Source organism: Pseudomonas sp. LBUM1649, assembly GCF_059716155.1.
The window spans coordinates 5838424-5864806 of the sequence record NZ_CP166807.1 but is presented as its reverse complement, the minus strand read 5'-3'; the positions used below and the strand labels follow the sequence as shown (position 1 = coordinate 5864806).

25 protein-coding genes and 1 pseudogene are annotated in these 26383 nt (G+C 60.6%); 14 read left to right on the top strand and 12 right to left on the bottom strand.

The window, feature by feature from the left end; genetic code table 11:
* Positions 1-7 precede the first annotated feature (7 nt).
* Positions 8-1087: an endonuclease/exonuclease/phosphatase family protein gene (locus tag ACA058_RS27165; RefSeq protein ID WP_497636697.1), complete on the bottom strand. Its 1080-nt coding sequence runs from the start codon at positions 1085-1087 to the stop codon at positions 8-10.
* 66 nt (positions 1088-1153) lie between these two features.
* Positions 1154-1828 (bottom strand): YciC family protein, encoded by a 675-nt coding sequence (locus tag ACA058_RS27160; protein WP_497636696.1) that lies wholly within the window; start codon positions 1826-1828, stop codon positions 1154-1156.
* A gap of 178 nt (positions 1829-2006) precedes the next feature.
* On the opposite strand from ACA058_RS27160, the gene ACA058_RS27155 reads away from it, so the two are divergent.
* From ACA058_RS27155 to ACA058_RS27145, 3 genes are all read left to right on the top strand, one after another.
* A complete protein-coding gene (locus ACA058_RS27155; protein WP_497636695.1) occupies positions 2007-2777 on the top strand; it encodes a DUF2076 domain-containing protein in 771 nt (256 codons plus the stop codon).
* A 128-nt stretch (positions 2778-2905) separates the two neighbouring features.
* A complete protein-coding gene (locus ACA058_RS27150) occupies positions 2906-3385 on the top strand; it encodes a LabA-like NYN domain-containing protein (RefSeq protein WP_007946629.1) in 480 nt (159 codons plus the stop codon).
* A 22-nt stretch (positions 3386-3407) separates the two neighbouring features.
* On the top strand, positions 3408-4013 hold the full coding sequence (locus ACA058_RS27145; RefSeq protein ID WP_497636694.1) for a 3'-5' exonuclease: 606 nt from the start codon (positions 3408-3410) through the stop codon (positions 4011-4013).
* A gap of 129 nt (positions 4014-4142) precedes the next feature.
* Here the strand turns inward: ACA058_RS27145 and ACA058_RS27140 are convergent, their stop codons facing one another.
* Complete coding sequence (locus ACA058_RS27140) at positions 4143-4595, bottom strand: Lrp/AsnC family transcriptional regulator (RefSeq protein WP_497636693.1); 453 nt, start codon at positions 4593-4595, stop codon at positions 4143-4145.
* A 165-nt stretch (positions 4596-4760) separates the two neighbouring features.
* Here ACA058_RS27140 and yedA point away from each other — a divergent pair, with 165 nt between their 5' ends.
* Both yedA and rhlE1 read left to right on the top strand, forming a co-directional pair.
* On the top strand, positions 4761-5690 hold the full coding sequence (gene yedA / locus ACA058_RS27135; RefSeq protein WP_497636692.1) for a drug/metabolite exporter YedA: 930 nt from the start codon (positions 4761-4763) through the stop codon (positions 5688-5690).
* A gap of 65 nt (positions 5691-5755) precedes the next feature.
* Entirely contained in the window at positions 5756-7093 is a 1338-nt protein-coding gene (gene rhlE1, locus ACA058_RS27130) for an RNA helicase RhlE1 (RefSeq protein ID WP_497636691.1), read from the top strand.
* A gap of 116 nt (positions 7094-7209) precedes the next feature.
* Here the strand turns inward: rhlE1 and ACA058_RS27125 are convergent, their stop codons facing one another.
* Positions 7210-8451, bottom strand: a complete 1242-nt coding sequence (locus ACA058_RS27125) for a TIGR03862 family flavoprotein (RefSeq protein ID WP_497640013.1) — start codon at positions 8449-8451, stop codon at positions 7210-7212.
* Positions 8452-8642: 191 nt separating this feature from the next.
* On the bottom strand, positions 8643-9563 hold the full coding sequence (locus ACA058_RS27120; protein WP_497636690.1) for a histone deacetylase family protein: 921 nt from the start codon (positions 9561-9563) through the stop codon (positions 8643-8645).
* A 77-nt stretch (positions 9564-9640) separates the two neighbouring features.
* On the opposite strand from ACA058_RS27120, the gene ACA058_RS27115 reads away from it, so the two are divergent.
* The 3 genes from ACA058_RS27115 to ACA058_RS27105 all read left to right on the top strand — a co-directional run bounded on the left by ACA058_RS27115 (position 9641) and on the right by ACA058_RS27105 (position 11776).
* A complete protein-coding gene (locus ACA058_RS27115) occupies positions 9641-10210 on the top strand; it encodes a GNAT family N-acetyltransferase (RefSeq protein ID WP_497636689.1) in 570 nt (189 codons plus the stop codon).
* Between the two features lie 106 nt (positions 10211-10316).
* Positions 10317-11186 (top strand): acyl-CoA thioesterase II, encoded by an 870-nt coding sequence (gene tesB, locus ACA058_RS27110; protein WP_497636688.1) that lies wholly within the window; start codon positions 10317-10319, stop codon positions 11184-11186.
* The gene (locus ACA058_RS27105; RefSeq protein WP_497636687.1) at positions 11183-11776 is read left to right on the top strand and encodes an HAD family hydrolase; all 594 of its coding nucleotides are present in this window, start codon (positions 11183-11185) and stop codon (positions 11774-11776) included. Before tesB ends, ACA058_RS27105 begins: the two co-directional genes overlap by 4 nt.
* A 25-nt stretch (positions 11777-11801) precedes the next feature.
* On the opposite strand, the gene ACA058_RS27100 is transcribed toward ACA058_RS27105, so the two are convergent.
* The 5 genes and pseudogenes from ACA058_RS27100 to ACA058_RS27080 form a co-directional block, all read right to left on the bottom strand.
* The gene (locus ACA058_RS27100; RefSeq protein WP_497636686.1) at positions 11802-12758 is read right to left on the bottom strand and encodes an alpha/beta hydrolase; all 957 of its coding nucleotides are present in this window, start codon (positions 12756-12758) and stop codon (positions 11802-11804) included.
* On the bottom strand, positions 12759-13652 hold the full coding sequence (gene ypfJ / locus ACA058_RS27095; protein ID WP_497636685.1) for a KPN_02809 family neutral zinc metallopeptidase: 894 nt from the start codon (positions 13650-13652) through the stop codon (positions 12759-12761). It abuts the gene before it with no gap.
* A gap of 147 nt (positions 13653-13799) precedes the next feature.
* Positions 13800-14669 (bottom strand): KPN_02809 family neutral zinc metallopeptidase, encoded by an 870-nt coding sequence (gene ypfJ, locus ACA058_RS27090; protein WP_497636684.1) that lies wholly within the window; start codon positions 14667-14669, stop codon positions 13800-13802.
* 202 nt (positions 14670-14871) lie between these two features.
* Positions 14872-15051, bottom strand: a pseudogene (locus ACA058_RS27085) (aldo/keto reductase); the annotation flags it as partial.
* Positions 15035-16783: an FAD-dependent oxidoreductase gene (locus ACA058_RS27080; RefSeq protein ID WP_497636683.1), complete on the bottom strand. Its 1749-nt coding sequence runs from the start codon at positions 16781-16783 to the stop codon at positions 15035-15037. The gene ACA058_RS27080 and the pseudogene ACA058_RS27085, both read right to left, overlap by 17 nt.
* A gap of 174 nt (positions 16784-16957) precedes the next feature.
* Between ACA058_RS27080 and ACA058_RS27075 the strand changes: the two genes are divergently transcribed.
* From ACA058_RS27075 to ACA058_RS27060, 4 genes are all read left to right on the top strand, one after another.
* Positions 16958-17734: an IclR family transcriptional regulator gene (locus ACA058_RS27075; protein WP_497636682.1), complete on the top strand. Its 777-nt coding sequence runs from the start codon at positions 16958-16960 to the stop codon at positions 17732-17734.
* A gap of 253 nt (positions 17735-17987) precedes the next feature.
* Positions 17988-19043: a Gfo/Idh/MocA family protein gene (locus tag ACA058_RS27070; RefSeq protein WP_497636681.1), complete on the top strand. Its 1056-nt coding sequence runs from the start codon at positions 17988-17990 to the stop codon at positions 19041-19043.
* A gap of 2 nt (positions 19044-19045) precedes the next feature.
* Positions 19046-19864 carry a sugar phosphate isomerase/epimerase family protein gene (locus tag ACA058_RS27065; protein WP_497636680.1) on the top strand — a complete coding sequence of 273 codons (819 nt, stop codon included), beginning with the start codon at positions 19046-19048 and terminating at the stop codon, positions 19862-19864.
* A gap of 37 nt (positions 19865-19901) precedes the next feature.
* Positions 19902-20780 carry a DMT family transporter gene (locus tag ACA058_RS27060; protein ID WP_497636679.1) on the top strand — a complete coding sequence of 293 codons (879 nt, stop codon included), beginning with the start codon at positions 19902-19904 and terminating at the stop codon, positions 20778-20780.
* 76 nt (positions 20781-20856) lie between these two features.
* Here the strand turns inward: ACA058_RS27060 and ACA058_RS27055 are convergent, their stop codons facing one another.
* Complete coding sequence (locus tag ACA058_RS27055) at positions 20857-22194, bottom strand: MFS transporter (protein ID WP_497636678.1); 1338 nt, start codon at positions 22192-22194, stop codon at positions 20857-20859.
* A gap of 575 nt (positions 22195-22769) precedes the next feature.
* Here ACA058_RS27055 and quiC point away from each other — a divergent pair.
* Together quiC and ACA058_RS27045 are read left to right on the top strand one after the other, a co-directional pair.
* Complete coding sequence (quiC, locus tag ACA058_RS27050) at positions 22770-24671, top strand: 3-dehydroshikimate dehydratase QuiC (RefSeq protein ID WP_497636677.1); 1902 nt, start codon at positions 22770-22772, stop codon at positions 24669-24671.
* 102 nt (positions 24672-24773) lie between these two features.
* On the top strand, positions 24774-25451 hold the full coding sequence (locus ACA058_RS27045; RefSeq protein WP_497636676.1) for a TetR/AcrR family transcriptional regulator: 678 nt from the start codon (positions 24774-24776) through the stop codon (positions 25449-25451).
* Between the two features lie 74 nt (positions 25452-25525).
* Here ACA058_RS27045 and ACA058_RS27040 read toward each other — a convergent pair whose 3' ends face one another.
* Complete coding sequence (locus ACA058_RS27040) at positions 25526-26380, bottom strand: shikimate dehydrogenase (protein ID WP_497636675.1); 855 nt, start codon at positions 26378-26380, stop codon at positions 25526-25528.
* Between the last annotated feature and the right edge of the window lie 3 nt (positions 26381-26383).

Genomic DNA, 26383 nt, shown 5'->3' with positions numbered 1-26383 from the left:
CCGCGATCTACGGCGCGGCGGGCAGCAGAAACCGCGCAATCACCGGCAGGTGATCAGAGATGCGCAGGGTATCGTCCTGTCGGACCGTCGCCTCGACCCGTTTGATCCGCGGGCTGTAGAACAGATAGTCGACGGTCCGGTCCGGGCCGTTCAATCCGGTATCGTTCGGGTAATGGGTCAGCCAGCGCGCGCGATCGATGCCGCTGGATTCGTTGTTGGTGGGGATCATCGGGTACTTGTCCCACAACACATGCAGGGCGCTGTCGGCGGAGTAGGGGGTGCGCTGTTCGCTGGGCAGGCGCTGGTATTGCCCCAGCGGCAGCAGGTTGAAGTCGCCCCCGATCAGCCAGGGCGTGCCGCGGCTTTCGAACTTGTCGAGGGCCTTGGCCACTGCCGCGACCTGGGCTTGCAACGTCTCGTCAGGTTGGGTCACTCGGTCCAGATGGGTGTTGAGGACAGCGAGCTGGGCACCGTCGCTCAATGGCAGGTATGTCACCAGCAAGGCGTTTTTCGGTTGGAACTGGCGACTGATCGGGTTGGCCGATGCGATCGGCAATTGCACACGCTCGGCGTGCTCGATCTGATAGCGGCTCAGGGTCGCCAGTTGCCGGCCGACGCTGCCGAAAATGTGCGGATCCGGCACGAAGTCAGCCTTCCAGTCGAAGGCATGGGCACTGCACGGATACAGGTCGGCGAGCCGCTCCTGTAGCAGTTTGAGCTGGTTCTGGTAGTCGCTGGCCTTGGCGCCGTCATCGAGTTCCTGCAGCAGCACGACGTCCGGTTGCTCGTCGCGGATGACCCGCGCCACTTCGTCGAGGCTGAAGGCCATGTCTTCCGGCGTGGGGGAATCGTCGGCGCCTGCGGCCAGGTCGTTCCAGAACACGTAGCGCTTGCCCGCCAGGTACTGAACGTTCCAGGTCATGACCTTCAGTGCCTGGCCGGGTGCCAGGCTTGGGGCTTGAGTACTGCACCCGACCGGCGCTGTTTCCCTGGCCTCGGGGCGCCAGGTCAGGCTGTAGGTCATCACACAGGTCAAGCCGATGACGATCAACAATCCCAGCAAGGTGTAGCGCAGCAGTCGGGTCATGGCTCGGCTTATCGCGTTACGGAAATTGACCCCGAGCATACCCGACTGACGGGCGGTCGCCCACGGTCAACGTGGTCCATCGATTTTTTCCGGCACTTCGCTGATCAGCATGAACAGGCGGAACAGCACCACGCTGGTGAATAGCTGCAAGAAGCTGTGGGCACTGTCGATCAGCAGCGAGATCGCCGGGTTCTGCGGCTCCGGGTACGCCGCCAACGTTGCGCCCTTGAGCAACCACAACGGCCCCATCACACACAGGATGCACACCAGGATGCGCATGAAGTGGCCACGGGTCAGGCGCAGGCTTTCTTTCATGGCCTGCAACGGCGCCAGGCCTCGCAGCACCAGGAGGTATTCGCCGAAGGCCAGGGTCACCATCAGCCAGATGCCCGGCAGGAAGTACAGCGACAAGCCCAGCAGGATCAGCAGGGTGTTCAGGGCGGTCAGCAAGGCGAAACGCGGCCACAGATAGGCGGACCGCGACAGCAGCTCGCGGTTACTTGGCGATTCGCCACGGCTGCGGGCATCGAGGAACAGGATCAGGGCGGCGGTGTACAGCGGATAGACCAGCAAGCCGACGATCACACTGATACCGGGGAAGCTGTCCGGCTTGGTGGAATGGTCGACCACTTGTTGCAACAGGGCCTCGATGATCACCAGTGGCAAGCACAGCTGCACGATCTGGCGCAGATTGCGTTTGAAGAAATACAAGGAGTCACGCAGTACATCTAACGGATTCATCAGTTGGTATCGCAGGTTGAAAGCAGTGGCCCACTTTAACCGATGATGCGCGGGAGGACGCAAACGTAAACGTTCGGTAAAGGTCATTGAAACAACTTGTTTCAGCCTCCATTAAGGTCGAGCACCTTATCCTTTGTGGATAAAGGCAACGATATTCCCGGCAATCTACGAGGTCGCCATGAACAGCGAAGAACAAACCCTGATCGATGGACTGTTTTCCCGGCTGCAACAGGCCGAGACGGACTCAGCCCCGCGCGACGCCCAGGCCGAGGCGCGGATCAAGGAACACCTGACACGCCAACCGGCGGCAGGTTATTTCATGACCCAGGCGATTCTGGTGCAAGAGGCGGCGCTCAAGAGCCTCGACGGGCAGAACAAGCAACTGACTGCGCAAATCCAGCAATTGCAGGCCGAACTGCAGCAGGCCAAGGCGCAAACGGCAACTGCGGCGCCGAGCAGCGGTGGCTTTTTGTCGAGCATCTTTGGTGGTGGCAGTCGTGATCCGCAGCCTGCGCCCGCGCAAAGTGCGCCAGTGTCGAGCGGTGGCGGCTGGCGTGAGCCGGCGCGTCCGTCGTTCAACGCGCAGCCGCCGCAGCAGAACTTCGGTGCTTCTCCACAGCAGGGCTATGCACCCCAGCAACAGGCCCCGGCGGCGGGCAGCGGATTTCTCGGTGGTGCGCTGAAAACCGCGGCCGGTGTGGCGGGTGGCGTGATGTTGGCACAAGGCATCAGCAGTCTGTTCCAGCACAATCAGCCGGCGCAGGAAATCGTCGAAGTCATCAAGGAAGAACCGGCCCAGGTCAACGACCAGAGCAACAATGGCTTGGGCGATGACCAGCGCGTGGCCGGCAATGATGCCAATGCCAACGATCAGGGCGGTTTTGCCGACGCCGACTACAGCGATGACAGCTCATCGTTCTTTGGCGGCGACGACGACTCCTTCATCTGATACGCCATTCGTCCGGGGCGCTGCGGCGCTTCGGGCCGATTATTCGCGAAACACTCCTATTGGCTGGCATACTGGGCGACTTTTCGGGCCTGGTGCCTGATCCTGCCTGCGCTTTATCGAGGTGTCCGGTGAAAAAAATCGCAGTGTTCGCCGATGTCCAGAACCTCTACTACACCGTGCGCCAGGCTTATGGTTGCCACTTCAACTATGCCGCGTTGTGGGCTGATATCAGCAAGCAAGGCGAGATTGTCGAGGCCTACGCCTACGCGATCGATCGTGGCGACAGCAAACAGCAGCAGTTCCAGCAGATCCTGCGCAATCTCGGTTTCACCGTGAAGCTCAAGCCCTATATCCAGCGCAGCGACGGCTCGGCCAAGGGCGACTGGGACGTGGGCATCACCCTCGACATCATGGACGCGGCCGACCATGTCGATGAAGTGGTGCTGGCCTCTGGCGACGGTGATTTCGACATGCTGCTGGAACGCATCATCAGCAAGCACGGCGTGCAAGCGGTGGCCTACGGGGTACCCGGCCTGACGGCTAACTCGCTGATCCGCGCCGCCAGCCGCTACGTGCCGATCGAAGGCGCGTTGCTGCTCAAGAATTGATTTTTACGGAGTTGAAACAGGTTTGGAACGCATAGCAGTCATCGACTTTGAAACCACCGGGATCTCGCCGAGCAGCAGCTGCCGGGCCACGGAAATTGCCGTGGTGATCCTTGAACAAGGGCGCATCGTCGAGCGTTACCAGAGCCTGATGAACGCCGGCGTGCGCGTCCCGGGCTTCATCGAACAACTGACCGGAATCAGCAACGCCATGCTGCGCACCGCGCCTTCGGCCGAGCAGGTGATGAACGAGGTCAACGAGTTCGTCGGCACCACGCCATTGCTGGCCCACAACGCCGCGTTCGACCAGAAGTTCTGGGACTTCGAACTGGGGCGGATCAAACGCACGCGCCTGCAGAACTTTGCCTGTTCGCTGCTGCTGGCCCGGCGCTTGATGCCCGCGGCACCGAACCACAAGCTCGGCACCCTCACTACCTTCGCCAACCTGCCCCACACCGGCAAGGCTCACCGGGCCATGGCGGATGCGGAGATGGCGGCTAACCTGACGGCGCACCTGGCCGAAGAGTTACGGCAGAAGCACGGGTTGCGCGAGTTGTCCCATGATCTGTTGTGCAAGTTGCAGAAAGTGCCGGCGGCTAAGGTCAATGAGCATTTGAAGCGTTATCTATGATCGTTCCCACGCTCTGCGTGGGAATGCCTCAAGGGACGCTCCGCGTTCCAGCTCTGTAAAGGGACGCGGAGCGTCCCGGGCTGCATTCCCACGCAGAGCGTGGGAACGATCATCGATCGAGCAGAAGATCTATTTGCCATTCCCTTCGAGTTGCCCCAACGGCACCCGCTTCTCTATCGCACTCGACAACACAATCGACGTCTTGCTGAAGCCAAACGTGGCAATCCGGTTGATCAAATCTTCCAGCTCCGGCATCGAACCCACCGCCGCTTGCATGATCACGCACGGGTCACCGGTCACGCGGTGACATTCGGTCAGTTGCGGGATTTTGATCAGGTCGTCGTAGGTTTTCTGGTTGCCGTGCTGGTTCAAGCGCAGTTCGATGACACACTGGATCGGCAAGCCAAGCTTGGCCATGTCGACTTTCGCCTGGTAACCGGTAATCACGCCGCTGGATTCGAGTTTGGCCACGCGTTCGGCCACGGCCGGGGCGGAAAGGTTGACCTTGCGCGCCAGGTCGGCGTAGGTCGCGCGACCGTTTTCCAGCAGGGCGCTGAGCAGCATGCGGTCGTACTTATCCATCGAGGCAACTCCTGAAAATGGCGAACTTTCGAAAACATGGTTTATAGCGCTGAACTCCGTGTTTTGAAAAGTGTACCTGCGCTTTAAACAGGTTTTGTAACTTATTTTCCGGCGTCAGCCTTTCTAGAATAGCCGTTCACTTGTCTTGCCTGTGAGCTGCCCAACATGTCTGGTCTACGTCGCTTTCCCTTACCGTTAATCGCTGCCTTTTTCGCGCTGTACGTGATTTGGGGTTCGACCTACCTGGTGATTCGCATCGGTGTGGAGTACTGGCCGCCGTTGCTGCTTGCGGGGATTCGCTTCGTGATCGCCGGGACCCTGATGTATGCCTTCCTGCGCTGGCGCGGGGCGCCGGCCCCGACCTGGGTGCAATGGAAAGCCGCCGGGATCATCGGCGTCTTGCTGTTGGCCTGCGGTAACGGTGCGGTCAGCGTGGCTGAACACACGGGCGTGGCCTCCGGTGTCGCCGCGCTGGCAGTGGCGACGGTGCCGCTGTTTACCTTGCTCTGTGGATACTTCTGGGGCGCGCGGAATACCCGTCTCGAATGGGCCGGGATTGGGCTCGGCATAATTGGCATTGCCATGCTCAACCTCGGCTCCAACCTGCAATCGAGTCCGCTGGGTGCGGCGTTGCTGATCTTTGCCGCGGCAACCTGGGCATTCGGCTCGGTGTGGAGCAAACACTTGCCGTTGCCTCAAGGCGCAATGGCCAGTGCCGTAGAAATGTTGGTCGGCGGCGTGGTGTTGCTGATCGGTAGCGCGGTGAGCGGTGAACACCTGGAGAAGGTCCCACCCATCGAGGGCTGGGCGGCGCTGGCGTACTTGACCGTGTTCGGTTCGATCATTGCCTTCAACGCCTACATGTATCTGCTCAAGCATGTGCGTCCGGCGGCGGCCACCAGTTATGCCTACGTCAACCCGGCGGTGGCCGTGTTGCTGGGGATCGTGTTTGTCGGTGAGACCATTGGCATCGAGGAAGCGCTGGCCATGTTGGTGATCATCAGTGCCGTGGTACTGATTGGCTTGCCGCAATGGCGCCGCACACCGCAGCGGCCAGTGGTGAAGGCAGTGCCGACAGAATCCCGTGTGAATTAGGGTAAACTGCGCGCCATTGCACTCTTGTTTCGCACAATCGCGCTGAATTTTCCTACGGTACTCCCATGACTTTCGCCACCCTTGGCCTGATCGAACCCTTGCTGCGCTCCCTTGAGACGCTCGGCTACCAGACTCCGACGCCGGTTCAGGCACAAGCCATTCCGGCGGTTCTGGCCGGTCGCGACCTGATGGCCGCCGCCCAGACCGGCACCGGCAAGACCGCCGGTTTCGCCCTGCCGCTGCTGCAACTGCTGGCCATGGAAGGGCCGAAAGTTACCGCCAACTCGGTGCGTGCGCTGATTCTGGTGCCGACCCGAGAGCTGGCCGAGCAGGTTCACGAAGCGGTGCGCCAATATGCCGAGAACCTGCCGCTGCGTACTTACGCAGTGTACGGCGGCGTCAGCATCAACCCGCAAATGATGAAGCTGCGCAGCGGCGTCGATCTGTTGGTGGCGACCCCGGGCCGTTTGCTCGACCTGTTCCGCCAGAACGCACTGAAGTTCAATCAGCTGCAAACCCTGGTGCTGGACGAGGCCGATCGCATGCTCGACCTGGGTTTCTCCGAGGAGCTGGCGAATATCTACAAGGCGCTGCCAAAGAAGCGCCAGACGCTGCTGTTCTCCGCCACCTTCTCCGACGACATCCGCCTGCTGGCCGGGCAAATGCTCAATGACCCGCTGAGTATCGAAGTCAGCCCGCGCAACGTCGCCGCCAATACGGTCAAGCAATGGATCGTGACGGTGGACAAGAAGCGCAAGCCGGAGCTGTTCGTGCACTTGATGCGCAAGGGCAAGTGGAAGCAGGTGCTGGTGTTCGCCAAGACCCGCAACGGCGTGGACGCGCTGGTGGAAAAACTCCAGGGCCTGGGCATCAACGCCGATGGTATCCACGGCGACAAGCCCCAGGCGACCCGTCAGCGCGCGCTGGACCGCTTCAAGCTCAGTGAAGTGCAGATCCTGGTCGCCACTGACGTCGCGGCCCGAGGCCTGGATATCGAAGACCTGCCATTGGTGGTCAATTTCGATTTGCCGATCGTGGCCGAGGATTACATCCACCGCATCGGTCGTACCGGGCGCGCCGGGGCGACCGGCGAGGCGATTTCCCTGGTGTGCGCCGATGAAGTGAATCTGCTGTCGGCCATCGAGATGTTGACCCGTCAGACGCTCAAGCGTCAGAACGAGCCGGACTTCGAGCCAGAGCATCGCGTGCCGGACACCGATGCCAGTGGCCAGGTGATCAAGAAGCCGAAGAAACCGAAGAAGCCCAAAGCGTCGGGTGGTGGCGGTAAACGCAATCTCGGCAAGTGGGTGGATAGCGGGGAAGCTGCGCCAGCGGAGCCTTCAATCAAGCCTGTGCGCAAGGTGCCGGTGTTCAACACTGGGCCGCGTAAACGTAAGCCTTAATAGCTGCAGCGCCAGCTAGACCGCTATCGCGAGCAGGCTCGCTCCCACATTGGATCTGTGTCGTTCACAAATCCCCTGTGGGAGCGAGCCTGCTCGCGAAGGGGGCGCCTCGGTTTTCAGCCCTTGCGCTGCAACCACTCCACCATCCCCAACCCAGCCGCTCGCCCACTGGCGAAACATGCAGTCAGCAGATAGCCGCCCGTTGGCGCTTCCCAATCCAGCATCTCGCCCGCGCAAAACACGCCGGGCATTTGCTTGAGCATCAATCGCTCATCCATCGCGTCGAACAGCACACCACCAGCACTGCTGATGGCTTCGTCCAGCGGTCGGGTTTTCACCAGTGTAATTGGCAACACCTTGATCGCTTTGGTCAGCAATGCCAGGTCGGTAAAGGTTTCGGCAGAAGTCAGCTCTCGCAACAACGCCGCTTTTACCCCATCGATGCCCAACTGACTGTGCAGATGTTTAGCCATCGAGCGTGAGCCGCGTGGCTTGCTCAATGCAGCCTGGACTTTATCCACAGGTCGGCCTGGCAGAAGGTCCAGATGAATGGTCGCCGAGCCGTGCTGGTTGATTGCTTCACGGATCGGTGCCGACAAGGCGTAGATCAAGCTCCCTTCAATCCCGGTCGCAGTGATCACGCATTCACCAAGCCGCGGCACGTCGTCGTTGAGGCCGATGGCGATGTTTTTCAGCGGCGCGCCGGCGAATTTGCTGACCATCAAATCACTCCAGGCCTGCACCTCGAAGCCGCAATTACTCGGTTGCAACGGCGCGAGTCCTACAGCCTTTTGCTCCAGTGGCAGCATCCACGCGCCGTCTGAACCCAGGCGTGCCCAACTGCCTCCGCCAAGGGCGAGCAAGGTTGCGTCAGGCGTTAAGGTTTTCTCACCTTCGGGGCTCGACATCTTCAGGCTGCCATCGGCATTCCAGCCGAGCCAGCGGTGGCGGGTGTGGATAACTACGCCACTGTCGCGCAGGCGCTTGAGCCAAGCGCGCAAAAGCGGCGCGGCTTTCATGTCTGTGGGAAATACCCGGCCGGAACTGCCGACAAAGGTGTCGATGCCCAGCTCATGAATCCACTGGCACAACGAATCGGCGCCAAAGCTGCGTAGCAACGGCGCAATCTGTGGTGCGCGTTCGGCATAGCGCGAGAGGAACGCCGGGTAGGCTTCGGAGTGGGTGATGTTCATGCCGCCGACGCCAGCCAGGAGGAATTTTCGCCCCACTGAAGGCATGCCGTCGTACAGGTCGACCTTGATCCCGGCCTGACTCAACACTTCAGCCGCCATAAGACCGGCGGGGCCGCCGCCGATGATGGCGACATTGGAAGGGGAGGAGGTTGAGTGCTGGGTCATGGCGTGGGCTGCGGTTTGCGGAATGAAGCCGGGCATTCTATCAGCCCAAATCCCTGTTGGAGCGGTGTAATCAAGAGTTGATCAAAAAACAGCCACCGCTCTGTAGCCTGCGTACCATATGGCCTGCAGTCCCTTTCCCGCAGGTTATCCACAGGCGGTTCCACAGGCATTGTGGGTAAAGCATCCACAACTCAGTGACAGCCTGATGACTGCCAGACCCGCTGGGCGCTGTGATGGAGGATGCCATGGCGGCGGGCGAGGGCCTTTCGGTCCTTGCTGTAGCCGCCACCAATTACTCCGACCACCGGGATATCGCGGCCCAGGCAATGGCGCATGACGGCTTCATCGCGAGCGGCGACGCCTTGGTCTGTAAGCTTCAGGTAACCGAGCGCGTCGTCCTTATGCACATCGACACCGGCGTCATACAGCACCAGGTCCGGCTGATAGAGGGGCAAGAGGTAGTTGAGCGCATCGTCCACCACTTTCAGGTAGTCGGCATCGCCCATGCCGTTGGGTAGTGGGATGTCCCAGTCACTTTCGGCTTTGCGTGCAGGAAAGTTCTTCTCGCAGTGCAGGGAAACGGTCACCGCATCCGCAGTGTTGTGCAGAATTCGTGCAGTCCCGTCGCCCTGATGCACATCGCAGTCGAAGATCAGCACCCGATTCACCCGACCACTCTCCAGCAGGAAACGGCTGATCACCGCCAGGTCATTGAAGATGCAGAACCCGGCGGGGTAATCGTAATGCGCATGGTGTGTGCCGCCAGCCAGGTGGCAGGCCAGACCATGCTCCAGCGCCTGCTCCGCCGCCAGCAGCGAGCCGCCTACCGCGCGCACCGTACGCCGGGCCAGGGCTTCGCTCCAGGGCAGGCCGAGGCGTCGCTGGTCCTCACGGGATAAATCGCCACTCATGTAGCGCTCGATATACGAAGGGTCATGGGCGAGGGCGAGAATCTGCGGTGGGCACAACTGGGGACGCAGCAGGTCGGCGTCGCGAGTCAGGCCGCTGTCCACCAGGTGATCGCGCAGCAGGCGAAACTTGTCCATGGGGAAGCGGTGATCCGCCGGGAACTCGGGACTGTAGTCTTCGTGGTAGATCAGCGGCAGCGGCATGATGATTTCTTTGCGCAATGAGTGAAGGATCCTACCAGCGTTGTAGACTGGCGGCATGGAATTGGGGGAGGGGGACGATGGAGCCGATACTGGAACTGGCGAGCGCGCGATTGCTGTTGCGGCAGTGGCGTGATGAGGACTTGCCGGAATTTGCCGCGATGTGCGCCGATCCACAGGTCATGCGCTATTTTCCCGCACCCTTGAGCCGATCGGAAAGTGCATCGTTGATTGGCAGGGTTCGCGAGCACTTTGCCGAGCATGGCTTCGGCCTCTGGGCGCTGGAGCGCAAAGACACCGGCCAGTTCATCGGTTTTACCGGTCTCGGCGTGGTCGGTTTCGACGCGCCTTTCACTCCGGCCATTGAAATCGGCTGGCGCCTGGCGCGCGAGCACTGGGGCCTGGGTTATGCCAGCGAAGCGGCATGGACTGCTCTGCGTTGCGGGTTTGATCGCTTGGTGCGGAATGAAGTCGTGTCCTTTACCGCCGTCAGCAACCTGCCGTCGCAGAAAGTCATGCAGGCGATCGGCATGCATCACGATCCTGCCGATGACTTCGAGCATCCCAGGCTTGCCCTCGATCATCCCCTGCGTCACCACGTGCTGTATCGAATCAGCCGTGAACAATGGCTGCAAACCTTGCATGGATAACCGGGCACGGACGTTTACAATGGCTCCTAAGTTGGCACGGGCCAGAAACTGAATCGACCGACGCAGCCAGGACTGCGCGGCATTGCGATGTGTGAGGAGAGTCTGAATGAGCCAAGTGTTGGATGATCTGGTCGACCTGCTGAGCCTGGAACCGATCGAAGAAAACCTGTTCCGTGGCCGCAGCCAGGACCTGGGGTTTCGTCAGCTGTTCGGCGGCCAGGTGCTCGGCCAGTCGCTGTCGGCGGCCAGTCAGACCGTTGAAGAGGCGCGCCATGTGCATTCGATGCATGGCTATTTTTTGCGCCCGGGCGATGCCAAGTTGCCAGTGGTTTATTCCGTTGACCGCGTGCGCGACGGCGGCAGTTTCAGCACACGCCGGGTGACGGCGATCCAGAAAGGCCAGCCGATCTTCACCTGCAGCGCCTCGTTCCAGTACGACGAAGAAGGTTTCCAGCACCAGACCGAAATGCCGCAAGTGGTCGGACCGGAAAACCTGCCATCGGAACTGGAGCTGACCCAGCAACGCGCTCACCTGATCCCTGAGCACATGCGTGAAAAACTGCTGTGCCCGAAACCGATCGAATTCCGACCCGTCACCGAGGAAGATCCTTACAACCCGAAAGCCAGCGATCCGATCAAATACGTCTGGTTTCGCGCCGACGGCGCCTTGGCCGACTCCCCAGCATTGCACAAGTATCTGCTGGCCTACGCTTCGGACTTCGGTCTGCTGACCACCTCGATGCAGCCCCACGGCAAATCGGTCTGGCACAAGGACATGCAGGTCGCCAGCCTCGACCACGCGTTGTGGTTCCACGCTGACCTGCGCGCCGATGACTGGTTGTTGTACGCGATGGACAGCCCATGGGCCGGCAATTCCCGCGGGTTCTCCCGTGGCAGCGTGTTCAACCGCGCCGGGCAACTGGTGGCCTCGGTCACCCAGGAAGGCCTGATTCGCCATCGCAAGGATTGGGCATGAGCCTGGCCGACGTACGCCACTGGGTGTTCGACATGGACGGCACCCTGACGGTGGCTGTGCATGATTTCGCGGCGATTCGCGTAGCGTTGGCGATCCCGGCTGAAGCCGACATCCTGACGCATCTGGCGACACTGCCGGTCGATGAAGCCAGCGCCAAACACGCCTGGTTGCTCGAGCACGAGCGCGATCTGGCGCTAGGCTCGAAACCGGCACCGGGGGCTGTGGAGCTGGTGCGTGAATTGGCCGGCCGCGGTTATCGCCTGGGCATTCTCACGCGCAATGCCCGGGAACTTGCGCATGTCACGCTGGGGGCTATCGGCCTGGCCGACTGCTTTGCGGTAGAAGATGTGCTGGGTCGCGATGAGGCGCCACCGAAGCCGCACCCGGGTGGATTGCTGAAACTGGCCGAAGCCTGGAATGTGTCGGCCAGCGAGATGGTGATGGTCGGTGATTACCGTTTTGACCTGGATTGCGGTCGTGCGGCGGGAGCGCGGACGGTGTTGGTCAACCTGCCGGATAATCCGTGGCCGGAGTTGACCGATTGGCATGCGGCGGATTGTGTTGAGTTGCGGCAGATGCTGTCGGCGTGATTTCAAGGGCAATAGATCGCAGCGGTTACTGAAACAGCGCCTGCTGCCCCTGCGGCGACGTAAACATCCCATTCCCGTCATGCCCGACCCCGGGCACTTCAATCAGTTGCTGCTTCAACCCTTGCGGTTGCAGCCGCTTCAGGTAATTGAAGTAGTAGCGCCCCCGGGCCAATCGATAGGGACCCTGGGCCTTTGCCTCACAGGTTTTATCCAGCGCCGAATGGTTCGGATCGACGTCCTGCTGCCCCAGCAGATAAACGATGTCGCGCTTGAGGTATTTTTCCTGCAGCAGCGCGGCAGTTTGTCCTTCTGCGTAGGCAGGCAAATCTGTCAGCCCGTACTTCCAGCGGTTGAATTGCGGACAACCCGCATGACTGAAGGCCACTGGCCGACGCTCATCGAAGTAGGTGTAGGAAGAGGGGTTGGCGATCACATAGCGCAACTGCACGCCGGCGGCTTCCAAGGCCGCCTGATCGTGGCCCAGCAAGGCGTAGCGCTGAACCACTTGAGCGCCCCCCGAGTGACCGGCAATGACGATTTGCTTCACATCCGGAAACTGCTGGCGATCGCCCACGCGGGCGATGATTTCGTCCAGCGCGTCGTAGGAACTCAGACGAAAGGGTGCGGTGGATTCACCGCCATCCATCCACTCATTGCCCTGCCAGCGCAAAACGGTTTCCGCCACCGTGTGCTGCGCAACGTCGGTTTCATTGAGAAATTGCGGGGCGATCACCAGGGTCGTAGCACTTTGCCCGGCGAGTTCGGCCGCGTGTTTGCCGGTTTGGAGATAGGTTTGAGCATTGCGCAAGCGACCATGGACGATGATCAATACGCGCTCGATTTTTGCTGGGGCCGCGCTGATGCCCACCGCGATCTCACCGGATTTCAACAGCAGGCGTCCGGGGCTGATTTCCTTGACCCCGTGCTCGGCCGCCTGGGACGTTGCGCAGGTGAACAGTACGACTAACCACCACTTCTTCATTTACAGATTTTTCGCCGCAAAGGTATCGCACTGACCAACCTGGCCCTGGGCGAATCCGGTTTTGAACCAGCGCACCCGTTGCGCTGACGTACCATGGGTAAACGAGTCCGGCACCACACGGCCCTGACCTTGTTGCTGCAAGCGATCGTCGCCAATGGCGTTCGCAGCGTTCAACGCTTCTTCAATATCGCCCGGCTCCAGCCAGTTCAGACGCTTCTGCGCATTGTTGGCCCAGACCCCGGCCAGGCAGTCGGCTTGCAGTTCCTGGCGCACCAGCAAGCCGCTATCGCCTTCCATCTGCCGGCCTTGCTGGCGGGCGACTTGAATTTTCGCCGAAACACCGAGCAAGGTTTGTACATGGTGTCCGACTTCGTGAGCGATCACGTAGGCCTGGGCGAAATCGCCTGCGGCAGCAAAGCGTTGGGACATCTCCTGGAAGAAGGCCATGTCCAGATAAACCTTCTGGTCTGCGGGGCAATAGAAGGGGCCGGTCGCCGATGTTGCCAGTCCGCAGGCCGAATGGACCCGGTTGCTGAACAACACCAGGGTCGGATCCTTATATTGCCGGTCCGCCTGCTGGAAAATCTGGCGCCAGGTATCCTCGGTATCGCCGAGAACCGAGCGGACGAACTCAGCCCCTTCATCATTGGCCGGTGGCGCCTTGCGCGTCTGGGACGTGGTCGGCGCCGATTGTTCGCCCATCTGCCCGGTCAGTTGTCCGAGAATCTGCATCGGGTCCTGGCCGGTGATCCAGCCGATGCCTACGATCAGCAGGATCGCGGTCAGGCTCAGACCCTTGCCGCCACCAAAACGCATCCCGCCGCCACCGCCGCCGACATCATCGCCACGGGCATCGACCACGTTGTCGCTGCGTCGGCCTTTTTTCCATAGCATGTGGGAATCCTCTGATGTTGCGGGTAAAGAACCGTGCGATGAGTGTTGCTGCTGAGTAGGAGCGGCGCCAGTCCGGTCGTCAGACCGCCATGAGCGGCAGCGGTTCTATCCAGGCGGTGACATTAGAGGCTTCATGACGGGCGGGTATCACAGGGCATCAGCGGTGAAGGTGTCACAGGCCTCCGGCAGGCCTGTGGCAAATCCGGTCTTGAACCAGTTCACGCGCTGTCGGGAAGTGCCGTGGCTGAATGTCTCAGGCCGAATCTGGGCATTACGCGAACCTTGCAGATGGTCGTCACCGAACGCTGCCGCGGCATGCAAGGCGGCTTCAATATCACCCGGCTCCAGCCAGTCCAGGCGCTGTTGCGCATGGTGCGCCCAGACACCGGCCAGGCAATCGGCCTGCAACTCCGCGCGCACTTCCAGTCCGCCATCGCCGCTGACGGGTTGTTGCTCGAGCAAGGCTTTTTCGAAGGGTTCGGAAAGGCCCAGTTCAAGCTGCACGTGGTGCCCGATTTCGTGGGCGATGATGTAGGCCCGTGCGAAATCACCGACCACGGAAAACTGCGCCTCCAGCTTGCTGAAAAACTCGAGGTCGAGATACACCTGCTGATTGCTCGGGCAATAGAATGGGCCACTGCTGGAACTGGCGAAACCACAGCCCGAGACCACGCCGTTGTTGAACAGTGTCAGGGTGGGCTGCGGATAGTGCCGGCCCATTTGTGCAAACAGTTGGTCCCAGGTGTCTTCGGTATCGCCCAGCACCGACTGGACAAACATCAGCTGCAGATCTTCTTCAGGCTCGATCGATGGTTGAGGGAGGGGGCGATTCAGGGTGTAGGAGGGCGCGAGCGCAGGAACGTCCGGTGACGTGTCCAGTGTCGAATAAAGTCCTGCGCTGGCCAGTGCGACGGCGGCCAGTCCGGCAGCCAGTGTTGTCCCTGTAAGCATGCGGGCATCCTTGCCCTCGCGTGTGTCGTTCACGTTTTTGCTGCGTCTTGCCTTGTTCCATAGCATGTTGGCGGTCTCTCATAGATTGAAGGGGCGTATAGCGCCGGGTCTATGAATAACCGCACTGGCAAAGGCGTGTGGGTGAAATGTGTAAGGTTTGGTAAGGCCACAGTCAGTGCGATGGCTGTCGCACCTCGAAAGTGGCTCTTTCGCGGTTATCGATCGAACGCGTCCCACACGGGCGCGTAGTCCGGACTGACTTGGCGATGTTCACCAGCGTCTGACCGACAGCGTCCTCATTGTTGTAGGCCGCAGCGGTATCGATGTGTCGATAACCTAGCGCCAGGGCCTGTTCCACGGCTCGGGTGCACTCTTCACCGAGCATCGGCCAGGTGCCGAGGCCGAGCTTGGGCATGTTCAAATCCTGAGCATTAACGATGTGCGTCATGGTCGATGTCCTTTTCATAAGCAGTGATGCCGGCGATATGGCGCGCGGCGATGTAGCCGAAAGTCAGCGCCGGCCCCAGGTTGATGCCGCCAGCAGGGTAGTGGCCGCCCATGATGCTGGCCATGTCGCCTCCCGCCGCATACAGGCCGGTGATGGCCTGGCCCGAGTCGTCGAGGACCTGGGCGTGTTGATTGACCTTGAGCCCGGCAAAGGTGCCGAAACAGCCCGGTTCGACTTTCACGGCATAGAACGGTCCTTGTTCGATCGGCGCGACGCAGGGGTTGGGCTGCTGCAGCGCATCACCCTGTTTGCGGTTGTAGGGCGTTGAGCCGCGGCCGAACTGCAGGTCCTGGCCGTTGCGCGCATGGCGGTTGTAGTCCGACACGGTGGTGCACAAGCCGACCGGGTCGATGCCGCAGGCCTGTGCCAATTCCTCCAGGGTCTTGCCGCTTTTCAGATAACCGCTGCGGATAAAGGATGACAGCGGTACCGGAAACGGCCGAGAAATACCCAGACCATAACGTCGCTGAAAGCCATGGCTGCAGATCAGCCAGGAGGCCACTTCTTCGCCGGGCGGGGCGCAGGCGACCATGGCCGTCACATAGTCGTAGTAGCCGTTGGCTTCGTTGACGAAGCGCTGACCGTTGCTCAGCACCCCGATAATCCCCGGTTTGCCGCGCTCGATGATGTGCGGGAAGTGGCCGCTGCTGCCATCGCGGTGTGGCACTCGTGAAACCGGTGCCCAGGCCACAGGCGATACCTGGTGGGTGTCGACTCGGGCGCCGGCGCTCTCGCCCAGCCGCAGTCCATCGCCAGACACGCCGAGGGGCGGCAGTGCCAAGTGTTCGTGTCCGGTCGGCGTGCGGGGGAACAGGGCCTTGCGCCGTTCGATGTCATTGGCGAAACCGCCGGCCGCGAGCACCACCGCCTTGCGTGCCTTGATGCGAATCGAACCTTTGGCGGTGCGAACCACCGCACCTTGTACGTGGTTATGCTCGAGCAACAACTGAGTAACCGGTGCCGACTCCCACAGCAACACGCCAAGATCGTCGGCGGATTTCGCCAGGCGCGCTACCAGCGCAACGCCGTTGACCAGTTGCATCGCCCGGCCATGCACGACGAGGTCGAGCAAATGGCGAGTGAAACGCCGTGTAACGTGCCAGGCTGCCGACAACGAGCGGGTCAGGTTGAGAAACGCGGTAAGGTCTGCGCCCGCCATGATCGGCATGCCCTTGAAGGCTGTTTCGCGCATGGTTTTGCGCAGACGCTTGAGCAGCTTGCCGACGTTGCGCGCGTCATAGGGCGCGGCGATTACCGAACGCCCACCGGTTCCGGCGCCCGGCGTGTCGCCATGAATGTCGGCAATCGCGTTGCCATCGGCGAATTGCAGCGAGGTGTGTTGTTCGAAGAACGCCACCATGCGCGGAGCGGCTTCAAGGAAGGCATCGATCGTCAAAGGGTCATACCGATCACCCAGTTCGTGTTTCAAGTAAGTGCGCGGTTGTTCAACGTCTTCGACGATGCCTGCCCGTCGGGCCAGTGGATTGCACGGTACCCACGCCCAACCACCGGACCAGGCGGTGGCGCCGCCCAAAACCGGATCTTTTTCCACCACTATCACTTTCAGTCCATGCCATGCCGCCGTTACGGCCGTTGCCAGGCCGGCCGCACCGGAGCCGACGATCAGCACATCGCAGTCGATGTCGGGAGGGCAGTACGGTTGGGCAGGCATGGTTTGAACTCCGGGGTTTATTATTTTGGAATCTGATTCCAGAAAATATATGAGGCCGGAAGAAGGCCGGCAAGTCGATGCTGCGTAAAGCGGGCGGTTATCGGACAGCAGTTCCAGATTTCGCATTCCTGATGTTGTCTTTTAGAATCGAGCAAATTTTGCGTGGATACCCCCATGGCCGGCAGTCAGATCGAACGTGTTTTCAGTGTGCTTGAAAGCCTCACCAGCGACCCTCGTGGCCTGCCGATGCAGGTGCTGGCGGAGCAACTGGGCATCCCCAAAAGTGCCACCCACCGGTTACTTGCGGAGCTGATCCGGCTCGGCTATGTGCGGCAGAATCCGGAGAACTTGCGTTATCACTTGTCGACCAGGCTGGTGGCGATGGGTTTCCGTTATCTGTCGAGCAGCGGTGCCGATATCGTGCAACCGGTGCTCGACCGGCTGGCTCAGGAAACCGGCGAACTGGTGCGCCTGGGAGTCATCGAAGGCGAGCGCCAGACCTGGATCGCCAAGTCCCAGGGGGCTCGTTCCGGCCTGCGCTATGACCCGGACATGGGCCGAGATGCGCCGCTGTTCTACACCGCCTCCGGTCATGCCTGGCTGGCGAGCATGAGCGATGCCGAAGCCTTGTCGCTGGTGGAACGCCAGGCGGCGGACCGGCCATTGGAGCTGGGCCCAAATGCCCCGAAGTCCAACATTGAATTGCTTGAACGCTTGCGTCTGGCACGGGAGCAGGGCTACGCCTGGGTCGAGGAAAGTTCGGCGGTGGGCACTTCGGCGATTGCCGCGGTGGTGCGCCATCCCGGCGATGGCCGGGTGATCGGCGTGCTCAGCATCGCTGGACCGAGTGCGCGGATGCCGGGGGCGCGGCTGCATGAATTGGCGCCGTTGTTGTTGGCGTTTACCGATGAGTTGTCGGTGGCGAGTCTGGCGTCCGAGTTGTTTTCCTAAGGCCTACATAAACCCCTTGTGGGAGCGAGCTTGCTCCGGGCGGCGTTCCGACGATGACGGCCCCACATTCAACATTTGTGTTGACTGGAAGTCCGCTATCGCGAGCAAGCTCGCTCCCACATTAGATGTTCGTGTGCCAATGAAAGCTGTGCGCTGTTCGAACACTTTCAATGCACGCTTGTGTAAGAATCTGGAACCAGGTTCTAAATTGTTGAAGTTCATCTTCCAACAATAACCACAAGAGGACCGCTACATGAGTTCGCCCCTTCGAATAGCCCTTATCGGTACTGGCAACATGGGCCAGCAGCATTACCAGCATCTGAAAACCCTGACTGAAGCGACCTTGTGCGCAGTAGCCGACCCTGGCCCGCAAGCGCCGGGTCTCGCGATGGAATGGGGTGTGGGGTATTTCGCCGATCATCGTCAGATGCTGGAGCAGGCAAAGCCTGCGGCCGTCATTATCGCCAACCCGAATACGCTGCACGTCAACACCGCGCTCGATTGCCTTGCTGCCGGCGTACCGGTGTTGCTGGAAAAGCCGGTGGGTGTGCACCTGGATGAAGTCCGCGAGCTGGTGGCAGCCTCGAAGGCCACGGGTGTGCCCGTATTGGTGGGCCATCACCGTCGCCACAATCCGTTGATCGCTCGTGCCCATGAACTCGTCCACAGTGGTGCCTTGGGTCGACTGACCACGGTTACAGCGCTCTGGCAATTGCGCAAGCCCGACAGCTACTTCGAAATACCCTGGCGCCGCGAGGCCGGAGCGGGGATGTTGTTGACCAACCTGATTCACGACCTCGATCTGCTGCGGCACCTGTGCGGCGAAGTGCGGCAGGTTCAGGCCATCACCAGCAACGCGATACGCGGGTTTGCCAATGAAGATTGCGCAGCGGTGTTGCTGCAATTCGACAACGGCGCGCTGGGCAGCCTGACTGGTTCCGATGCGGTGGCGGCGCCCTGGAGTTGGGAGCTCGATTCCGGGGAAAACCCGGTGTACCCGCGTCAGGCCGACCAGCCATGCTACTTGCTGGCCGGGACCGGCGGGGCGTTGAGCATTCCGCAACTCAAGCGCTGGCATTACACAGAGGCCGACGGTGGATGGCATGAATCGTTGGTGCAGACTGAGGAAAGTTTCAGTGCCGATGAAGCCTTGCGTTTGCAGTTGCAGCACTTCCTGCGCGTCGCACGAAGGGAAGTCGAGCCGTTGGTGAATGTTGCCGATGCCGCTCGTACCCTGGCTTTGATCGAAGCCATCCGCGAGGCCGCCGAAACCGGCCGCGCCTGCGCACCATCCTTGATCGAGGGTTGACCATGAGTGAACGAATCTTTTCCCTGGCCACTCTGACAGTGCTGGAGTTGTCACCGCCGGACATGGTCGAGGTCGCGGCGCGGGCCGGTTACAGTCATGTCGGCTTGCGCCTGGTGCCAGCGACGCCGCAGGAGCACCATTTCGCTCTGGTGACGGAAGACGATCTGCGGCGCCAGACCCTGGCACGTCTGCGCGATACCGGCATTCGTGTATTGGATGTTGAAATCCTGCGGCTTAAGCCAGACACCGTTGTTGTCGATTTCGAGCGGGTGCTGGCAGTGGGTGCCGAATTCGGTGCCAGTGAGTTGCTGGTGGCGGGTAACGATCCTGACGAGCAGCGGCTGACAGAAAATTTTGCCCGGCTATGTGATCTGGCGGCGCCTTACGGGCTGCATCCGCACCTGGAGTTCATGCCCTGGACCGACGCGCGCGATCTGCAGCAAGCCGTGCGCATCGTTGAAAAGGCCGAGCGTGAAAACGCGGCGGTGCTGGTCGACGCGTTTCACTTCGATCGCTCTGGGTCGCGGCTGGAAGATCTGGCCAGGGTTGCCCCCTCACGGTTACGGTATGCGCAGTTGTGTGACGTGGCGGGGCCCAGGCCGAAAGACATGGCCGAGATCTTGCGACAGGCGCGTAATGAACGGCGTTTTCCCGGCGATGGCGATTGTGATCTGCCGGGGCTGTTGCGGTGTTTGCCGGCTAACATTCCATTGAGCCTGGAGATTCCCACCGTGCAACTGCTGGAGCAGGGCGTGAGTGGGTTGGACCGGGCGCAGATGGCATTGAGTAAAACCCGGGAATTGCTCGCGCGGCTGACATAGGTCCCGCGAAGCTTTTGATTTTGAACAAGGAACCCCAATGACCGTCAGCACCCCGCTTTCCGGCGTCAATCAGCCCTTCAAAGGGATCCTGCTGATCGTTGTCGCAACCTTCCTGTTTTCCAGCCATGACGCCCTGTCGAAGTACCTTTCCGGGTTCTACCCGATTGTCATGGTGGTCTGGGCGCGTTATGTGGTGCATACCTTGCTGATGGCCGGGATATTCCTGCCGCAATCCGGGCTGCGCGTGCTGCGTACCAAGCGGCCGCTGCTGCAACTGATTCGCGCGTTGTGCCTGCTGGGCACCAGCCTGTTTTTCACCACGGGGTTGATGTACATCCCGCTGGCCGAGGCAACGTCGGTCAACTTCCTCGCACCGGTGCTGGTGACCGCGCTGTCGGTGCCGTTGCTGGGGGAAAAAGTCACCCGTGGCCAATGGCTGGCGGTGATTTGCGGTTTTATCGGGGTTCTGATCATCGTTCACCCCGGTGGTGATTTGTTCACCCCGGCGGTGTTGCTGCCGTTGTGCTCGGCGTTGTTTTTCTGCTTTTATCAGCTGCTGACTCGCAAGCTCAGTGAGATCGACAGCCCGACCACAAGCAACTTCTTTGCCGGGCTGTGCAACACCCTGGTAATGAGTGCGCTGGTGCCGTTCTTTTGGCAGGTGCCGACCTTGCTGCACGGCGCAATGATGCTGGCGCTGGGCGCCTGCGGGATGACGGCGCACCTGTTCTTGACCCAAGCCTTCCGCCATGCGGCGCCGGCCTTGCTGGCGCCTTTCAGCTATTGCCAGATCGTGTTCGCCGGCCTGCTGGGCTGGTTGCTGTTTTCCCACACGCCGACCCTGACCACCATCGTCGGGATCGCCGTGATCTGCTGCAGTGGCCTGGCGGCGGCATGGCAACAAAGCCGCCGCTGAGTGAACATTCATGAATTCATAAAAAGCAGGCACAAAAAAAGCGCAGGCCCGAAACCGGGCCTGCGCCGAGGGAACATTAGTCTTCTACTTTCGGAATCTTGCGTGGTGCCATGAAGTACATCCAGATCAGCGCGATGAAGTACATCGCCGGGATCAGGGTGAACAGCACGGTGTAGTTGTTGTTGGTGACGGTCAGGATGTGGCCGACCAACTGGGTCATGAACATCCCGCCAATCGCCGCACACATGCCGCCGAAGCCGAATACCGTACTCATCATGTGCTTGGGCGTGTAGTCCATCACCAGGCTCCAGATGTTCGCGGTCCAGGCCTGGTGCGCACCGATGGCCAGGGAAATGGCGAACACCGCGACCCACAGGTTGCTTGAACCGGCGGCCATGATCACGCCGATGATGCAGCAGGCGAACAGCAACATGGACATCAGGCGCGCTTTGATCGGGTTGACGCCGCGACCGATCAGGAACGAGGACAGGATCCCGCCACCGACACTGCCGAAGTCGGCGGTGAGGTAGATGATGATCAGCGGAATGCCCATCTGGGTCACGTTGATGCCCAGGTTGTATTGCTGATTGAGGAACGGTGGCAGCCAGTACAGGTAGAACCAGAACACTGGTGCTGTGATCGAGTAGGCGAGGGCGAAGGCCCAGGTGCCGCGCATGCGCAGGATTTTCGAGAACGGTACGCGGGTTTGTTCCGGTTCCACTTCGTCCTGGATGTAGTCCAGTTCCGACTGTTTGACGCTTGGGTGATCTTCCGGGTTGAAGTACTTCAGACCCCAGAACAGCAGCCAGATTCCGCCCAGTGCCGACATGCACATGAACGCCGCCTGCCAGCCCCAGACGTGGAGGATCAGCGGCAACAGCATCGGGGTGAACATCGCACCGACGTTGGTACCGGCGTTGAAAATACCGGTGGCCACGGCGCGCTCGCCGGCCGGGAACCACAGGCGCGTGGTTTTCACACAGGCCGGGTAGTTGGCGGCTTCGGTCAGGCCGAGAATGAAGCGGCAGACCATGAAGCCGACCGCTGAAGTAGCCAGGCCATGGGCGCCGGTCGCCAGGCTCCAGAGCAGCACGGCGCAGAAGAACACGCGTTTGACGCCGACCCGGTCGATCAAGCGGCCTTGTATCACGAAACCGATGGCGTAGCCGACCTGGAACCAGAAGTTGATGTTGGCATAGTCCATCGCCGTCCAGCTCATTTCCTTGGCCAGGATGGGCTGCATGACGCCGAGAGCGGCGCGGTCGATGTAGTTCAGGGTGGTGGCGAAAAACACCAGCGCCAGCATGCCCCAACGGGTTTTGCCGACAGCCATGGCGCCGCGGATTTTGTCGCCGATGCCGCCAGAGGCAGCGCTCATGGCCGGAGCCATGCGTGAGCTAGGTGTAGGATTCATGTGTGCCATCCGTTCAATGACTGACAAGCGAAGCTCGTCGGGACTTCAAGGGCGCGTGATCAATCGATGGCGACGGGCGCAGGACTGATCGGCTGGTTTCGTCGTCTGACGGTTTATTCAGCGAGCGGCACGGGGATGCCGGCGGTGCGCGAGGTTCGGATGGACGCCAGGCAGGGCGTAATGACGGTGGTTCGAGTGAGCAAGGCGTTGAATGAGCGCATGAGCGTATACCCGGTTTTTGAAATTTTTATGTGGTGTTCAGGGTCTTTGGTAACTGAGGCCGTCGGTTGATAACCGGACTCAATGTGGTGTCGATGTTGCGCATTGAGCAAAAAATCGTCAATTCGCCAAAGTCCATTGTGTTCGATAATCGCACGCAAAACTAACTGGGTAGTACACTTTAAATTGCTGTGTGGGGTCGCGCAGCCAATAATTCATCCCAGATAAACGCGATCTTTGTAGGAGCACGGCTTGCCGGCGATGGCGGCCTCGAGATCGCCATCGCCGGCAAGCCGTGCTCCTACACCAGCGTGCAATGCCCTAACAAGATTGTCTCCACCACCGGGAGTCGAAATATGCAGCGTTCCATTGCCACCGTGTCCTTGAGCGGTACCCTGCCGGAAAAACTCGAAGCCATTGCCGCCGCCGGTTTCGACGGCGTAGAGATCTTCGAGAACGACCTTCTCTACTACGACGGCAGCCCGCGAGAAATTAAACAGATGTGCGCCGATCTGGGGATCGCCATCACCCTGTTTCAACCGTTCCGGGACTTCGAAGGCTGCCGCCGTGACCGTCTGTCACGCAACCTGGAGCGGGCCGAGCGCAAGTTCGACCTGATGCAGGAATTGGGCACTGACCTGGTGCTGGTGTGCAGCAACGCCTCGGCCGATTCCATCGGTGATGAACAGATTTTAGTCGACGACTTGCGCCTGCTGGCCGAACACGCTGGCGCGCGAGGCCTGCGTATCGGTTACGAAGCGCTGGCCTGGGGGCGTCACGTAAATACGTATCAACAGGTGTGGAACATCGTCCGTCAGGCCGATCATCCGAGCCTTGGCGTGTTGCTCGACAGCTTCCATACGCTGTCGCTCAAGGGCGACCCGAGCGCTATCGCCGAAATTCCTGGCGACAAGATTTTCTTCGTGCAAATGGCCGATGCACCGATTCTGGCCATGGATGTGCTCGAGTGGAGCCGGCATTTCCGTTGCTTCCCGGGCCAGGGCGAATTCGATTTGCCTGGCTTCCTCGCGCCGATCATCAAGAGTGGCTACACCGGGCCGCTGTCGCTGGAGATCTTCAACGACGGTTTCCGCGCCGCGCCGCCACGGGCCAACGCTGCTGACGGTTTGCGCTCGTTGCTGTACCTGGAAGAAAAAACCCGCGAGCGCCTGGCCCAGGATGCCAAGCCAACCGCCAACCCCGAGATTCTGTTCCAGACACCGAAGGCCAGCGAATACAACGGCATCGAGTTTCTCGAATTTGCCGTGGACGAAAGCCTCGGCGCCAAGCTCTCCCATTGGCTGGAGCGTCTGGGTTTCGTCAAGGCTGGGCAGCATCGCTCCAAGAGCGTCAGCCTGCTGCGCCAGGGCGATATCAACCTGATCCTCAACTCCGAACCGTACTCGTTCGGCCACAGTTTCTTCGAGGCGCATGGTCCATCGCTGTGCGCCGCTGCCGTGCGAGTCAAGGACAGTGCCAGCGCGCTGGCCCGGGCGGTGGCCTACAAAGGCCAGCCATATCGCGGATTGGTCGGCCCCAATGAACTGGAGCTGGCCGCCGTGCGCGCGCCGGATGGCAGCCTGATTTACCTCGTGGATCAAGACGCTGATGTCTATGGTACCGACTTCAACCTGCAGCCGGCCGCGGTGACCAGCGGCGGCCTCATGCGCATCGACCACATGGCCATGGCGCTGCCCGCCGACAGCCTCGACAGTTGGGTGCTGTTCTACAAGAGCCTGCTGGATTTCGAGGCCGATGACGAAGTGGTGCTGCCTGATCCCTATGGTCTGGTGAAGAGCCGCGCGCTGCGCAGCCGTGACAGTTCGATCCGTCTGCCGCTGAATATTTCCGAAAACCGCAATACCGCCATCTCACACGCGTTGTCGAGTTATCGCGGCTCCGGCGTGCATCACATCGCCTTTGATTGCGACGACATCTTTGCCGAAGTCAGTCGCGCCAAGGAGGCGGGCGTCCCGCTGCTGGATATTCCGCTCAACTACTACGATGACCTGGCGGCACGCTTCGATTTCGACGACGAGTTTCTCAGCGAACTGGCCTATTACAATGTGCTGTACGACCGTGATGCCCAGGGCGGTGAGCTGTTCCATGTGTACACAGAGCCGTTCGAAGGGCGGTTCTTCTTCGAGATCATCCAGCGCAAGAACGGCTATGCCGGTTACGGCGCGGCCAACGTCGCGGTACGCCTGGCGGCCATGGCCAAATCCCGAAGTGGTGCCGTACGTCAGACAAAGTTGTAGGAAAATCGTAATCACGTAGAGAAACCGCTGCCGCACGGCTTCCTTCACTGTGCGGCGCGGCTCATAATCGCCAGCCTGTGCAGTGATGGCCGTGAGCGCGCAATGACAATGACTTCAGAACTCTCCGCAGCACCGGATCAACCGATTGCCGAGCCGCGCAAGAGTCGCAAGAACAATCCGGAAAAAACCCGCGAGAACATCCTGCAAGAAGCGATTGTCGAGTTTGTTCAGCAAGGCCTTTCCGGGGCTCGCGTCGATGCCATCGCCGAGCGCATCCACACGTCCAAGCGCATGATCTATTACTACTTCGGCAGTAAGGAGCAGCTCTACGTCGAGGTGCTGGAAAAGCTCTACAGCGATATCCGCAACACCGAAAACCGTCTGCACCTGGCGGAGCTGGCGCCGGTGGAGGCGATTCGGCGGCTGGTGGAGTTCACCTTCGATCACCATGACCGCAACGTCGATTTTGTGCGCATCGTCAGCATCGAGAACATTCACAACGCCGAATTTGTGAAACGCTCCGATGCGATCAAGGCAATGAACAACACCATCCTCGATTCACTGGGCGAGATCCTGCGTCGCGGTGCCGAACAAGGACTGTTCCGCACCGGTCTTGACCCGTTGGACGTGCACTTGCTGATCAGTTCGTTCTGTTTCTATCGCGTGTCGAACCGCCACACCTTCGGCGAGATCTTTCAGATCGACTTGCCGGACGAAAGCATCAAGCAGCGTCATCGGGAGATGATTTGCGAGTCGGTTTTGCGATACCTGCAGGCCTGACCTGTGGCGAGGGGATTTAGCGAAACGTCGCACCGCCCCGTTGGGCTGCGAAGCAGGCCCCCCTCCTTTTCAACCTATCCATTCATGCTCTGAAAGTGCGCCAGCATCCTCTGCGCATCCGGCACCACGCCGCTGAACAATTCGAACGCCTTCACCGCCTGGAACACCGCCATGTTGCCACCATCGAGCGTCCGGCAGCCTAGCGCGCGGGCATTGCGCAGCAGTTCGGTTTCCAGCGGGAAATAAACGATCTCCGCCACCCACATCTCAGCCCGCAGCAACTCGACCGGCACCGGCATGCCTGGCAGTTTTTTCATGCCCATGGGCGTGGTATTGACCAGGCCATCAGCCTCGGCCAGGGTCAGTGCCAAATCATGACCGGCCACCGCGCGGTTACTGCCGAAATGTTGATTGAGATTGTCCGCCAGGCTCTGCGCGCGGCTGATTTCCACATCGAAAATGCTCAGTTGCCGTACGCCTTCGCTCAATAACGCGTGAGCCACCGCCGCACCAGCGCCACCGGCGCCCATTTGTACGACGCGCTCAACGGCAACGCCCTGCAAGCCACGACGAAAACCCTCGGCAAAGCCCAGGCAGTCGGTGTTGTGCCCGATGCGTTTGCCGTCCTTCAGCACCACGGTGTTCACCGCGCCAATACCCCGGGCTTCTGGCGACAATTCGTCGAGCAGCGGGATGATCGCCTGCTTGCACGGAAAGGTGATGTTCAGGCCGGTGAAGTTCATGCGCTCGGCGGCCAGCAGCAGCTCGGGCAGGGCGTTGCTGTCGAGTTGCAGTTGATCGAGATCGATCAGGCGATAGAGATAACGCAAATCCTGGGCATCGCCTTCATGCTCGTGCAGGGCAGGGGTGCGGGAAGCCTGGATGCCGGCGCCGATCAGGCCGGCCAGTACCGTTTGGTTCTTGTTCATGAT